The sequence below is a fragment of the Pseudoxanthomonas sp. LjRoot127 genome (genome assembly GCF_964253495.1).
Classification (GTDB): domain Bacteria; phylum Pseudomonadota; class Gammaproteobacteria; order Xanthomonadales; family Xanthomonadaceae; genus Pseudoxanthomonas_A.
In genome coordinates this window covers 3,809,252-3,822,671 of record NZ_CAXUQR020000001.1, presented here as the reverse complement: position 1 = coordinate 3,822,671, position 13,420 = coordinate 3,809,252, and the positions used below count along the sequence as shown (strand labels likewise).

13 protein-coding genes are annotated in these 13,420 nt (G+C 69.4%); all 13 read right to left on the bottom strand.

The features are described from left to right. Window positions 1-19: 19 nt before the first annotated feature. A complete protein-coding gene (locus ACSQ19_RS18095) occupies window positions 20-997 on the bottom strand; it encodes a chemotaxis protein CheW (protein WP_299343710.1) in 978 nt (325 codons plus the stop codon). Continuing rightward, entirely contained in the window at window positions 994-1,776 is a 783-nt protein-coding gene (locus ACSQ19_RS18090) for a ParA family protein (protein ID WP_296281151.1), read from the bottom strand. The genes ACSQ19_RS18095 and ACSQ19_RS18090 overlap by 4 nt, the downstream gene beginning before the upstream one ends. Continuing rightward, window positions 1,776-2,738 carry a flagellar motor protein MotD gene (gene motD / locus ACSQ19_RS18085; protein ID WP_343125255.1) on the bottom strand — a complete coding sequence of 321 codons (963 nt, stop codon included), beginning with the start codon at window positions 2,736-2,738 and terminating at the stop codon, window positions 1,776-1,778. The genes ACSQ19_RS18090 and motD overlap by 1 nt, the downstream gene beginning before the upstream one ends. An 18-nt stretch (window positions 2,739-2,756) precedes the next feature. Then, complete coding sequence (locus ACSQ19_RS18080; protein WP_299343714.1) at window positions 2,757-3,497, bottom strand: flagellar motor protein; 741 nt, start codon at window positions 3,495-3,497, stop codon at window positions 2,757-2,759. Window positions 3,498-3,714: 217 nt separating this feature from the next. Next, a complete protein-coding gene (locus tag ACSQ19_RS18075; RefSeq protein ID WP_299343716.1) occupies window positions 3,715-5,460 on the bottom strand; it encodes a chemotaxis protein CheA in 1,746 nt (581 codons plus the stop codon). 27 nt (window positions 5,461-5,487) lie between these two features. Further along, entirely contained in the window at window positions 5,488-5,631 is a 144-nt protein-coding gene (locus ACSQ19_RS18070; protein WP_296281146.1) for a hypothetical protein, read from the bottom strand. Window positions 5,632-5,668: 37 nt separating this feature from the next. Further along, the gene (locus tag ACSQ19_RS18065; RefSeq protein ID WP_299343720.1) at window positions 5,669-6,286 is read right to left on the bottom strand and encodes a protein phosphatase CheZ; all 618 of its coding nucleotides are present in this window, start codon (window positions 6,284-6,286) and stop codon (window positions 5,669-5,671) included. Continuing rightward, the gene (locus ACSQ19_RS18060; RefSeq protein ID WP_296281172.1) at window positions 6,286-6,666 is read right to left on the bottom strand and encodes a chemotaxis response regulator CheY; all 381 of its coding nucleotides are present in this window, start codon (window positions 6,664-6,666) and stop codon (window positions 6,286-6,288) included. The genes ACSQ19_RS18065 and ACSQ19_RS18060 overlap by 1 nt, the downstream gene beginning before the upstream one ends. 124 nt (window positions 6,667-6,790) lie before the next feature. Then, window positions 6,791-7,543: an RNA polymerase sigma factor FliA gene (locus ACSQ19_RS18055; protein WP_296281142.1), complete on the bottom strand. Its 753-nt coding sequence runs from the start codon at window positions 7,541-7,543 to the stop codon at window positions 6,791-6,793. Beyond that, a complete protein-coding gene (locus tag ACSQ19_RS18050) occupies window positions 7,540-8,418 on the bottom strand; it encodes a MinD/ParA family protein (RefSeq protein ID WP_435998931.1) in 879 nt (292 codons plus the stop codon). The genes ACSQ19_RS18055 and ACSQ19_RS18050 overlap by 4 nt, the downstream gene beginning before the upstream one ends. Continuing rightward, window positions 8,408-10,096: a flagellar biosynthesis protein FlhF gene (gene flhF / locus ACSQ19_RS18045; protein WP_435998929.1), complete on the bottom strand. Its 1,689-nt coding sequence runs from the start codon at window positions 10,094-10,096 to the stop codon at window positions 8,408-8,410. Before flhF ends, ACSQ19_RS18050 begins: the two co-directional genes overlap by 11 nt. A 48-nt stretch (window positions 10,097-10,144) precedes the next feature. After that, on the bottom strand, window positions 10,145-12,229 hold the full coding sequence (gene flhA / locus ACSQ19_RS18040) for a flagellar biosynthesis protein FlhA (protein WP_435998926.1): 2,085 nt from the start codon (window positions 12,227-12,229) through the stop codon (window positions 10,145-10,147). Next, window positions 12,226-13,356 carry a flagellar biosynthesis protein FlhB gene (gene flhB / locus ACSQ19_RS18035; RefSeq protein ID WP_435998924.1) on the bottom strand — a complete coding sequence of 377 codons (1,131 nt, stop codon included), beginning with the start codon at window positions 13,354-13,356 and terminating at the stop codon, window positions 12,226-12,228. Before flhB ends, flhA begins: the two co-directional genes overlap by 4 nt. Between the last annotated feature and the right edge of the window lie 64 nt (window positions 13,357-13,420).

Sequence of the window (13,420 nt, the reverse complement as noted above, 5' to 3'; positions counted from 1 at the left end):
TCTGCACGGACTCCGCCCTTCACTGGAGGATCCGCGAGGCATCCAGCAGGATGACCGCGCAAGCGTTGAGGCGTGCCACGCCGCGGAACAGCGGGTTCGCCATGCGGCCCACGCGCGCGTTGTCGGGCGATTCGATCTGCTGGTCGGCGAGGTTCGCGACATCCTCCACCGCGGTCACGCGCAGCCCCAGCGTTTCGCCGTGCTCCTCGAGCACCACGATGCGGGTGACCGCATCGACCTCGATGCTGCGCCGGCCCAGGTAGAGCCCCAGGTCGATCACGGGCACCACCTGGCCACGCAGGTTCATCACGCCGAGCATGTGCGGCGCGGCGCCCCGTAGCGGCAACAGGGTGGCCGGACGCACCACCTCCTGCACCTTCAGCAGCTCGAGGGCGTAATGCTGCTGGTCGCAGCGCAGCCGCAGCCAGCGGGTCTTGCGTTCGGTGGCGCGACGCCGCTCTCCGGTGTCGGGCTGGGACAGCAGGAAGGGCTTCGCCGGCAACGGCGCGACTGCGCGCGGCGGGGCGGGGGTCGTCGCCGGCGGCAGGGCTGCCGGCGGTGACGGCGCGACGATGCGCGACGTCGGTGCACCGTCACCGTGCAGGGTGTCGAGCAGGGCCTCGAACTCGTCGTCATCGATCATGTCGGCGGCGTGGCCGGGACGCGTCGGTGCGACGGCGAGCGCGGGCATGGCGGACTCCGCTGCGGTGGGGGCGGGGACGACGGCCGTCGGCACGCTGTCGCCATGCAACTGGTCGAGCAGTGCTTCGAATTCGTCATCGCTGATCAGGTCCGCCTCGCTGCCCGGACGCGTCGGCGCCACGGCGAGCGCGCCCGCCGAGGCCGGGACCGCGGCAGGTGCTGTGGCATGGATCGGGTCGGCGGCGGGCGCTGCGGGGTCGCTGGCGTCCGCGAGGGCCGCCTGTGCGGGTACCGGCGTGGCGGCGTCGCCCAGCAGGTCCAGGAGGTAGTCGTCGAGGACGGCGGGGGTCGTCATGCCGCCTGCTCCGTATCGCGCGCTTCGGTGAGCAGCAGCCAGTCGAGCGCGCGGCGGTACGCCGACAGCCCGCGGCCGGGATATTGTGCGACCGGGCTGGAACGCGTCAGCGCATCGACACTGCAGATGCGGGTGTCGTTGGGGATGGCGTCGTTCCAGACGCGTTCGCCGTATTCGTCCTGCATCGCCTTGAGCGTCTCGGCCCCGGTGCGCGTGCGCTTGTCGTGCAGCGTGGGCAGGATCGACACCGGCAGCGGGCGATGGCGCGAGCGCTGGATCATCTCCGCGGTCCGGCACATGCCCTTCAGGCCGTGCAGCGCCAGCGGTTCGGTCTGCGTCGGGATGATGACGTGGTCGGCCGCGGCCAGCGCGTTGACCATCAGCAGGCCGAGCGTCGGGGGACAGTCGAACAGCACGTGGTCCCATGCGTGCCCGCCGCGCGCCAGCGCATTGGACAGCGCAAGGCCCAGGCCGGGCTGGGTGGCGCTGCGGCGCTCCAGCGTGGCCAGCGGCGTCTGCGCGGCGACGAAGGCGAGATTCTCGATTTCGGTCGGGCGCGCCACGCTCGCGAGCGTCGGCGGTTGTTCGTCGAACAGGTCCAGCACCCCGTTCGGCTGAGGGTCGGTTGCGACGCCGAAGGCGCGCGTCAGCGACGCATGCGGGTCCAGGTCGACCAGCAGCACGCGATGGCCGCGCATGGCCAGGCCGCGCCCGAGGGCGAGGGTGGTGGTGGTCTTGCCGACGCCGCCTTTCTGGTTGGCGATTGCCCACACGCGCATCACTGGACTCCTTCATGGACCTGGGGCGCCGGCGGCGCTCCGGGCATGGACGTCGCGGCGTGGGTCGGCACCGGCGGCAGCGAGATCACCGACGGCGGCGCGACGGCCTGGTCCTGTGCCTGCAAGTTCGGTGCCGGTCCGCTGGGACTGGCCAGGATGATCAGCAACACGCGGCGGTTGCTGTTGCGGCCCTCCAGCGTGGCGTTGTCGCCGATAGGGCGGAATTCGCCATAGCCGATCATCGCCAGCCGTTCCGGCGGAATTCCGTCGCGGACGAACAAGTGGACGACGCTGGCCGCGCGTGCCGACGACAGTTCCCAGTTGGAGGGGAACTGCGAGGTGCGGATCGGGCGGTCGTCGGTGTAGCCCTCCACGCGTACCGAATTGGGCACGTTGCCCAGCACCTCGGCCAGCTTGCCGACCGTTTCCTGGGCCTGCGGGTCCAGGGCCGCCGAACCGGTCGCGAACAGGATGTCGCTGTTGATCTGTACCTCCAGCCACAGCGCCGACCGCTTGATGGTGACCAGCTTCTCGTCGATCAGCGGGGCCAGTGCGCGTTCCAGGTCGTCGGCGATGCGTTTCAGTTCGCCCTGCGCCGCCTGCAGCGCATTCGCGTCGAGCGACATGTTCATCTGCGAGGCCATCGCCGCCAGCAGGGTGACGTTCGGCGAAGGCGAGGGGGCCGAGGGACCCTTCTTGGCGCCGGACTTGATGGGGGACGGGCGGTCGAAGTCCGCGCCCTGCAGCTGGTGGTTGCCCACCTGCACGGGATTGATCGTGCGCGGCGCGCCGCCGAAGGCGGCGGTCAGCGAGTCGGCCACCACCCGGTACTTGCCTTCATTGACGGTCGAGATGGCGTACATCACGACGAAGAAGGCCAGCAGCAGCGTCATCAGGTCGGCATACGGGATCGCCCAGGCCTCGTGGTTGGCGTGCTCTTCATGCTTCTTGCCGCGTGCCATCGGTATCGTCCCGCGCGCTCAGTGCAGGAAGCCGGCCAGCTTGGCCTCGATGTTGCGCGGGTTTTCGCCCTGCGCGATGGCGATCAGGCCTTCGATGATCATTTCCTGTTCGCGGCTGCGCCCGCCGATGACGCTTTTCAGCTTGCTGGCGATGGGCAGGAAGAACAGGTTGGCCGAGGCGATGCCGTAGATGGTCGCGGTGAACGCGGCGGCGATGCCGTGGCCGAGCTTGCTGGGGTCGGCCAGGTTCTTCATCACCGCGATCAGGCCGAACACGGCGCCGATGATGCCCAGTGTGGGCGCGTAGATGCCCATTGCTTCGAATACCTTGGCGGCGGCGAGGTCCTGGTGCTCCTGGCCGTTGAGGTCGATCTCCATCATGTGGCGGATGGCCTCGGGCTCGACACCGTCTACCAGCATCTGCAGGCCCTTCTTCAGGAAGGGATCGTCCTGCTGGCCGACCACCGGCTCCAGGCCCAGCAGCCCCTGCTTGCGCGCGATGTTGCTCCACTCGACGATCTGCGCGACCAGCGCATCGCCATCGTTGCCCGGCGGCCGGATCACCCAGCGCGCGATCGACAGCGCGCGCTTGAACACCGGGGGAGGCGTATGCACCAGGATCGCGGCGATCGTCCCGAGGATGACGATGACGAACGCCGCCGACGACCACAGCGACGACAGGCCCGCGCCCTTGAGGATGCTGCCGCCCACCAGGGCGACCAGCGCCAGCAGGAGTCCGATGAGGCTGAAGATGTCCATGGTGAGAGCTATCGGCCCGGTTCAGGGGGACTTGAGGTAACGCGGGTGGGAAGCGACATAAGCCGCGACCTTGGTCACACCTGGATATCCGGTGTGGGAGCGACGTAAGTCGCGATGGCCGCGAGACGAGATGGAGCAGGGTCTTGATGTCTGAAGGAAAGAGCTCGCGACTTACGTCGCTCCCACAACAGCCCGGGTTCCACAGATCGCCAACGCCTCACGCCGTCGCGCGCAGACCATCGACGTCGAGGATCAGCGCCATGCGGCCGTCGCCGATCAGGGTGGCGCCGGCATAGCCGGGCAGGCCGCGCACGGCGCGCGGCAGGGGCTTGATGACGACTTCCTCGCGACCCCGGACCTGGTCGACGATCAGGCCGAAGCGTTGTTCGCCCATCTGCAGCACCACGATGGTGAGCAACGGAGCCATCACCGGGTCCACGCGCAGCCACTGGCGCAGATCGACCAGCGGCAAGGTGTGGCTCTGGCGGTCGAGCACGGCCTGTCCGTCGAACCAGCGCAGGCTTTCGGACGGCGCATGCAGCACCTCCATCACGCGCGCCAGGGGCAGGGCGTAGACCGGCTCGCCGGCCTGCACGAGCAAGGTGGGCAGGATCGCCAGGGTCAGGGGCACGCGGATGACGAAGCGGCTGCCGCGCCCGACATCGGAATGGATGGTGATCTGGCCGCTGAGTTCGCGGATGCGCGACTGCACGACGTCCATGCCGACGCCGCGGCCGGAGATGTCGGTGACCTCGGCCTTGGTGGAGAAGCCGGGCAGGAAGATCAACTGCAGGCACTCGTCGTGGCTGAGGCGGGCGGCGGCCTCGGGATCGATCAGGCCCTTCTCCAGCGCCTTCGCGCGCAAGCGTTCCGGATCGATGCCGGCACCGTCGTCGCGGATCTCGATGGTGACGAAGTCGCCTTCCTGCTGCGCCGACAAGCGCACATGGCCGGCACGCGGCTTGCTGCAGGCCTCGCGCAGCGACGGCACCTCGATGCCATGGTCGATGGCGTTGCGCACCAGGTGCACGAGCGGATCGGCCAGGGCCTCCACCAGGTTGCGGTCAAGTTCGGTATCGGCGCCGACCAGTTCCAGGTCGACTTCCTTCTGCAGCTGGCGGGCGACGTCGCGCGCCACCTTGGGGAAGCGCGAGAACACCTTGCCGACCGGCTGCATGCGCGTGCGCATGACGGCGGTCTGCAGGCGGGCCGTGGCGATGTCCAGGCTGCTCACGGCGCGGTCCAGTTCCTCGTCGCGGATGCGTGCGCGGAGCGTCTTCAGGCGGTTGCGCGACAGCACCAGCTCGCCGACCAGGTTGACGATGGCGTCCAGCCGCTTGGTGTCCACGCGGATGGTCTGTTCCGCTTCGCCCCCGGCCTTGGCGGCCGGCTTGGGTGCCGCGGATCTCGCCGGGGTGGGCGCGGGCGCTGCAGGCGCCGGCGAGGGCGGCACCACGCTCGTGGGCGCACCGCCGCCATGCAACTGGTCCAGCAGGGCTTCGAACTCGTCGTCGCCGATCAGGTCGCCTGCAGGCGCGGCGGCGGCGGGCACCGCGCTTGCCTTCCGTGCCGGCGCGGGCGTGCCGCCGTGGGCATCGAACTGGTCGATCAGCGCCTGCGGTGCATGGGGCGGATCTTCGCTGGCGCCGATGGCGTCCAGCATCTGCTGCAACCAGTCCAGCGACTGCTGGGCGGCGTCGAAATGCTGGGGTTCCAGCGTGGCCTGTCCTGCGCGTACCAGGCCGAGCGTCTCTTCGGCCGCATGGCACAGGTTGACCATCGGCTGGATGCCGAGGAAGCCGGCGCCGCCCTTCAGCGTGTGGAAGCCGCGGAAGACCGCGTTGAGCTGTTCGCTGTCCGAGGGATCCTGCTCCAGCGTGACCAGCTGTTCGCCGAGCCGGTCGAGGATTTCCTGCGCTTCGATCAGGAAGTCGGCGGCGATTTCGGGGGTGACGGCGGACATGGGCGGGACGGTTACCGGGTCGGGCGATCAGCGGGAGGAGTCGAGCAGGCGCATCGCATGCGCGTGGCGCCGGCGGAGCATGCGACCGACCAGCACGTCGCAGACCAGCAGCAGGCCCACGAGCACGAGGACGACGGGATGGCGGTAGCGGGGGGCGGACGCGACGGGCATGGCAGGTCTCCGGTTCCGCAGTGCGCGTCCCCCGGGGCTACAACCCCAGACCGGACAGCAGGTCGTCGGCGTCGTCCTGCGAAAATGCATTGCGGTCCAGACCAGCAACGGCCGGGCCGGCGAGTTCTGAAGGCTTGTCGCGGTTTTTTTCCGGCGGCGGAAGGCCGAGGGCGCCGAAACCTTCGTGCACGCGTCGCACGATGCCGGCCACCCGGCGGATGATCTGGCCCGTCAGGTCCTGGTAGCTCTGTGCCAGCGCCATCTCCGACAGCCCCTTGCCGATGCTGTCCACCAGCGCGGCCTGCTCGGCGGACAGCGGGGTGGTTTTCAGCTGGGTGGCGTAGCCCCGGCACTGCTCGGCCAGGTCCAGGGTCTTGTGGCTGGCCTGTTCGGTCATTTCGACCACGTGGTCCAGTCGCGCGCAGGCATCGTCGAGATCGCCGGCGTCGGTCGGCGGCAGTTCGCCCAGCGTCTGCGCCAGTTCGCGGGCAAGCCGCCCCAGGCCCTGCATCATGGGCTGCGTGCGCCAGGCGGCGATGGCATCCAGTTCGCGCCGCCAGCCGGCTTCGTCGCCCTGTTCGAGGGCGTCGAGTGCGGTCTGCAGTTTCTCCACGAGTGCCGCGCGGGCGCTGGTGGCATCGGCGACGGCGCTCATCAGGCGGCCGCTCCGAGACGTTCGAAAATCTTGCCGAGCTTCTCTTCCAGCGTCTGCGCGGTGAACGGCTTGATGATGTAGCCGTTCACACCGTTCTGCGCCGCTTCGATGATCTGCTCGCGCTTGGCTTCGGCCGTCACCATCAGCACCGGCAGGGTCTTGTAGCGATCGTCGGCGCGGATGGCTTTCAGCAGCTCGATGCCGGTCATGCCGGGCATGTTCCAGTCGGTGACCACGAAGTCGAAACTGCCCTGGCCCAGCGCGGTCAGCGCGCTGTTGCCGTCCTCGGCCTCGGCGGTATTGGTGTAGCCGAGGTCGTTGAGCAGGTTCTTGATGATGCGGCGCATGGTGGAGAAGTCGTCCACGATCAGGATGCGCATGTTCTTGTTGGTCACGGATGCTCCGGTATTGCGTGGACGGTGGGTCTGGTGGGGATATCGGCCGGGGGCGGGAAAGGTTTAGCGGAGGCGACACCGCTCCTGCGGGGTCGCGCGATTGCCAAGGTCACTCGTCGTCTTCCAGCCCCGCGTCCGCCTTCTCGAACACCTGCAGGCGGCCGCGCAAGCGCACCATCGCCTGGCCGTGGATCTGGCAGACGCGGGATTCGCTCACGCCGAGTACGGCGCCGATTTCCTTCAGGTTGAGCTCCTGCTCGTAATACATCGACAGCACCAGCTGCTCGCGCTCGGGCAGGTGGCCGATCGCCTTGACCAGTTGCTGGCGGAACTCGCTGCGCTCCAGGTTCTGCTGCGGCGACGGACCGCCGGTGCGGGAGGTGTTGGGTTCGCCGTGGTCGTCGATGTGCGATTCCAGGCTGAGGACCTGGCCGCGCGCGGCGTCTTCCATCAGGCGCAGGTACTCCGGCAACGGCATCTCCATCGCGGACGCGACTTCGGTGGCGATGGCGGCGCGGCCGGTGCGCTGCTCGATCTCGCGCACGGTCGCCGCGGCCTGGCGGGCACGACGGTGCACCGAGCGCGGGACCCAGTCGCCGCGACGGATCTCGTCGATCATCGAACCGCGGATGCGGATCGAGGCATAGGTTTCGAAGGACGCGCCCTGTTCGGCGTCGTAGCTGCGCGAGGCTTCCAGCAGGCCGATCATGCCGGCCTGCACCAGGTCGTCGATCTCCACGCTGGCCGGCAGTCGCGCCGCAAGGTGGTGCGCGATGCGGCGGACCAGGTCGGCGTGCTGGGTGACGAAGTCGTTGGCGTTGCCGCGCTGCACGGCGCGGTACTGGGCGGCGGCGGTGTTCATGCGGCCACCCCGCGCTGGATCAGGCGTTCGACGAAGAACTCCACGTTGCCGCGGGCGCCGACCGGCGGCTGCCAGCGCGCCGTCGTGCGTGCTATCTCGGCGATGGCACGCGCCGAGGGGCTGCCCGGGTATGCCTTCACGACGGCCTGCTGGCGCTGCACCGCACGGCGCAACCAGTCGTCCTGCGGCACGGCGCCCAGGTAGTGCAGGGCGACGTCGCCGAGGAAACGTTCGCAGACGCGGGCCAGCTTCTCGTACAGCTTCCGGCCTTCATTGGGGTCGCGGACCATGTTGGCGATGACGTGCACGCGGTCCAGGCCGCGTTCGCGCGCCAGTACCTTGATCAGCGCGTAGGCGTCGGTGATCGAGGCCGGCTCGTCGCAGACCACCACCACGGTGTCCTGCGCGGCCTGGCAGAAGGTCAGCACGCTGTCGGTGATGCCGGCGGCGGTGTCCACCACCATGAAGTCGAGGGCGCGCTGCAGTTCGGAGAACACGTTGACCAGGCCGACGTGTTCGGCCGGCGTCAGTTCGGCCATGTGGCGGAAACCGGACGAGGCGGGCACCACCAGCACGCCTTCGGGCCCTTCCAGCAGCACGTCCTCCAGGCCGCAACGGCCGGCGACGAGATCGGCGAGGGTGAACTTCGGCGACAGGCCGAGCAGCACGTCCACGTTGGCCAGGCCCAGGTCGGCGTCCATCAGCAGCGTGCGCTTGCCCATTTCGGCGAGCGACACGGCCAGGTTGACCGACACGTTGGTCTTGCCCACGCCGCCCTTGCCGCCGGTGATGGCGACGACGCGCACGGGATGGAAGGCGCCGGGCAACGGCGGGGTGCTGCGGGGATTGGTCTGCAGCGGGTGGTCAGGCGACATGGGTGGCCTCGGTCGAGCAGGGTTCGTCGGCTTCGCGGCGCAGCTGGTCAAGCCGCAGCACGAGGTGGGCGCTGTTGGCGCGGTGGAGATCGTCGGGGACGCGCTGGCCGTCGGTCACCCAGGTCATCGGCAGCTGGTGGTCGACGACCACGCTCAGCGCGCTGCCCAGGCGGCCGGTCTCGTCCAGCTTGGTAAGCACCACGCCTTGCGGCTGTACGGTGTTGAAGCGGCGCACGACTTCGTCCAGGTCGGAGAAGTGCGAATTCGCAGGCAGGCAGAGCAGGGTCCTGACCTGGCCCGAGGCGCGCAGCCAGTTGAGCTGGCCGACCAGGTTGCGGTCGCGCTGGCCCAGGCCGGCGGTGTCGATCAGTACAAGCTTGTAGTCGCGCAGGCGTTCCAGCACCAGCGCCAGGGTCTGCGCGCTGTCGGCCTCGTGCACGGCGATGCCGAGCTGGCGGCCGTAGCCGTGCAGCTGCTCGCGGCCGCCGACGCGCACGGTGTCGGTGGTCACCAGCGCCACGTCGCGCGGGTTGTGGCGCTGTGCGAAGCAGGCGGCCAGCTTGGCGATGGTGGTGGTCTTGCCGGCACCGGTGGGGCCGACCAGGGCGATCACGCCGCCGGTCTCCAGCAGGTCGGCGTCGAGCACCGGCAACTTCTTCGACAGCAGGCCCAGCATCAGGCCGCGCCCACGGTGGGCTTCGGTGTCGGCGGGGATCTGCAGGGCGATGTCGCGGGTGATGCCGGCATCGAAGCCGTAGTCTTCCATCAGCTCCATCGCCTGCATGCGCACCGGCGAACCGCGCAGGCGTTCGTCGGTGAGGCGGTGCATTTCGCGTTCGATCATCTCGCGCATGGCCGCCAGTTCGCCGCGCATGTGCACCAGTTGCTCATCGCTTTCGCGCGCCTCGGCGGCGTTGTCGCTGACGACCGTCAGGGTCGGCACGGTGATGGCGGCGGGGGGCGGCGTGGGCCCGGTGGCGGTGATGCGGCTGGCGTGCAGCACGGCGACGGGCGCCGGCTCGGGTTCGGGCAACGACACCGGCGGCGCGATCGACGGCAGCAGCGCATCGAGGTCCAGCGTGTCGTCGATGTCGGCGCGCGGCGCGGCCGGGCGGCGCGCGGTCCTGGCGGGTTCGGGGGCGGCGACGGGTTCGTTGGCCGGTGCGGCGGGCAGGCAGGCGGCGAGCTTGGCGGCGAAGGATTCGGGTTCGATCAGCAACGGCGCGATGTCGCGCACGACCGGTGCCGGCATCTCGGCGGCCGGTGCCGGCGTGGCGGCCTCAGGCGCGCGCGGCGGAACGATCGGGGCGGGCGCCGCCGCGACGGTCGCGACGTGCGCGGGCTTCGCCGGTTCGGCGCGCGGTGCGGCGGGCGTCGCGGGCTGGCGGCGGGCGAAATAGCTGGCGGCGGCTTCGGCCGGCGACAGCGTCGGCGCGTTCGCGGCCGGTGCCTGCGGTGCAGGGTCGAGCAGCGGATGCAGGGGTGCGGCCGGCGTGGCCGGGCGCATCGCCTCCAGGGTGTGCTTGACCAGCGCTTCGTCGTAATTGCTGGCGGCGACGATCTCGACGCCGTCTTCGGTGACGCGGTTGGACAGGATCACCGCGTCCGGGCCGTGTTCCTGGCGGACCATGGCGAAGGCGGTGCGCATGTCGGGAGCGACGAAGCGTTTGATTTTCATGGCGTGCTATCCGGTTCGGTATCGCGTCGGGTTCTGCTGCTCCCGGTCTCAGCTGATCGTGCCCACCAGCTTCAACCGCTTGTCTTCGGGAACCTCGCTGTAGGCCAGCACCGACAGCGAGGGGACGCTGTGGCGGACCAGGCGGGCAAGGGCGGCGCGGACCGTTCCCGGTACCAGCACCACCGCAGGCTCGCTGCGGGCTTCCTGCTTGGTCACCACGTCGGCGAGGCTCTGGTGCAGGCGTTCCGCCAGTCCCGGTTCCAGCGCCGCGCCGGTTCCCTGGGTGCTGTCCTGCAAGACGCGTTCCAGATTCGGCGCCAAGGTATAGACGGGCAGTTCCGGCGCCATGCCGGAGATCTCCTGCACGATGAAACGGCCCAGCGAGGTGCGCACGGCGGCGGTGAGCGCGGCCGGGTCGGCGTTCTGCGGGGCGAATTCGACCAGCGCCTCGACGATGCGGCGCAGCTGGCGGATGGGCACGCGCTCGATCAACAGGTTCTGCAGCACGCGCACCACGGTGGCCAGCGGCAGCGCCTTCGGCGTGAGGTCCTCGACCAGCTTCGGCGCGTTGCGGCCCAGCTGCGCGAGCAACTGCTGCACTTCCTCGTGGCCGAGCAGCTCCGGGGCGTGTTCGCGCACCAGGTGCGAGAGGTGCGTGGCCATGACGGTGGCCGGATCGACCACGGTGTAGCCCAGCGATTCGGCGGTCGCCTTCTGGTGCGACTGGATCCACACCGCGTCCAGCCCGAACGCCGGGTCCTTGCCGGGGATGCCGTCGATGGTGCCGAACGCGCCGCCCGGATCCAGGGCCAGTTCGCGGTCGGGATGGATCTCGGCCGAGGCGACCGGCACGCCGTGCACCAGCAGGCGGTACCCGTTGGAGGGAAGTTCCAGGTTGTCGCGGATGTGAACCGGCGGCACCAGGAAGCCCAGGTCCTGCGTGAGCTTGCGACGCACGGCCTTGATGCGCGACATCAGTTCGCCGCCCTGGTTCTTGTCGACCAGCGGGATGAGCCGGTAGCCCACTTCCAGGCCCAGCGGGTCGACCGGGCGCAGTTCGTCCCAGGTCAGTTCGGCGTTGCGGTCGGGCGCGCCGGGGCCGGTCAGGGCAGGCACGTCGCCGGCGGCGGCTTCGGGGCTTTCCTGGGTCCGCTTCCACATCTTCCAGGCCAGGTAGCCGATGCCGGCGGCCAGCGTCAAAAAGGCGACGTTGGGCATGCCGGGCACCAGGCCGACCAGGCCCAGCACGCCGGCCGCCACGGCCAGCGCCTTGTGCTGGCCGAACGCCTGGCCCATCACGGCCTGGCCCATGTCCTCCGAGCGCGAGGCGCGGGTCACCAGCATGGCCACCGCCGAGGACACCAGCAGGGCAGGCAGCTGGGCGACCAGCCCGTCGCCTATCGACAGCAGGGTGTAGGTGGACGCCGCCTCGGCGGCCGGCATGCCGTGCTGGAACATGCCCACGGCGAAACCGCCGATGAGGTTGATGAACAGGATCAGGATGCCGGCGATGGCGTCGCCGCGGATGAATTTGTTGGCGCCGTCCATCGAGCCGTAGAAGTCGGCTTCCGCGCGGACTTCCTCGCGGCGGGCCTTGGCTTCCTCGCGGGTCAGGATGCCGGCGTTGAGGTCGGCGTCGATGGCCATCTGCTTGCCGGGCATCGCATCGAGGATGAAGCGCGCGGAGACCTCGGCGATGCGGCCGGCGCCCTTGGTGATGACGACGAAGTTGATGATGGTCAGGATCGCGAACACCACGATGCCGACCGCATAGTTGCCGCCCACCACGAACTCGCCGAACGCCGCGATGACCTTGCCGGCGGCCTCATGGCCGTCCTGGCCGTTGATGAGGATCACGCGGGTGGAGGCCACGTTCAGCGCCAGGCGCAGCATCGTGGTCATCAGCAGGATGATCGGGAAGATGGTGAAGTCGAGCGGCCGCTTGACGTAGATCACGGCCAGCAACACCACCAGCGAGATGGCGATGTTGAAGCTGAAGAGCGCATCCAGCACCGGCGGCGCCAGCGGCACCACGATCATGGCCAGCAGCGCCAGCACGACCAGCGGCGCTCCCAGGCCGTTCTTCAGCATGTCCATCCAGCGCATGCCGCCGGTGGCCGGCTGGGCGCTCATGCCCGGCCTCCGTGTTCGTCGATATCGACGCTGGGCAGGTCGGGCAGCGCGGCTTCGCCGACGCGCCAGGCGCGCAGCTGATAGACGTAGGAGAGGATCTGGGCGACGGCGGCGTACATTCTCACGGGGATTTCCCGGCCAAGCTGCCCTTCGCGATACAAGGCGCGTGCCAAAGGCGGCGCCGAGACGATGGCGATGCGGTGGGCGTCGGCCACTTCGCGGATGCGCATGGCCAGCTCGTCCACGCCCTTGGCGACCACGGTGGGTGCGCCCATCTGCCCGGCCTGGTACTTCAGCGCGACGGCGTAGTGGGTGGGGTTGACCACGATCACGTCGGCGGTCGGCACGTCCTCCATCATCCGGCGCTGCGACATCTGGTGCTGCATCTGGCGGATGCGGCCTTTCACTTCCGGGCTGCCTTCGCTTTCCTTCATCTCCTTGCGCAGTTCTTCGCGGGTCATCTTCAGCTTCCGCAGCCAGTTCCACTTCTGGTACGGCGCATCGATGGCGGCGAGCAGGATCAGGCCACCGGTGGTCGCCAGCAGCAGGGTGCTGGTGAAGGACAGGCCGCTGCGGACGGCCTGTTCCAGTGGCATGGTCAGCAGCTCGCGCAGCGGATTCAGTCCCAGCTTCAGGCAGACCGCCGCCGCGCCGCCGATCAGGGCCACGCGCAGCAGGGATTTCAGCAGCTCGGCCACGCTCTCCGGGCCATAGAGGCGCTTGAGGCCGGACGCCGGGTTCAGTCGCTTGAAATCGGGCATCAGCGACTTCTGCGAGAACTGCAGGCCGCTCATCAGGGCCGGCGCCGCGACACCTGCCGCGACGCAGATGGCCGCCACCGGCGCGATCGCGACCAGCAGCTTCAGCATCAACAGACCGACGTAGCCGAACAGCTGGTCCGGCTGGCGCATCAACATGGGGTCGGGCGTCAGGGCCATCTTCATCCAGCCCAGCGCGTCGCGCGCCAGGCCGGGGCCCATGCCGATGATGGCCAGCACGCCCGCGCCGAACACCGCCGCCGTCGCCAGCTCGCGCGATCGCGGGATGTTCCCTTGTTCACGGGCCTCGCGAAGTCGTTTTTCGGTGGGTAACTCAGTGCGTTCGCCGCTTTCGTCCTGCTCAGACATGGCGCATTTCCGACGGGGTCGGGGTGGTCGCTGCAAGACCCGTTCCAGACCGGGCCGGAATCCC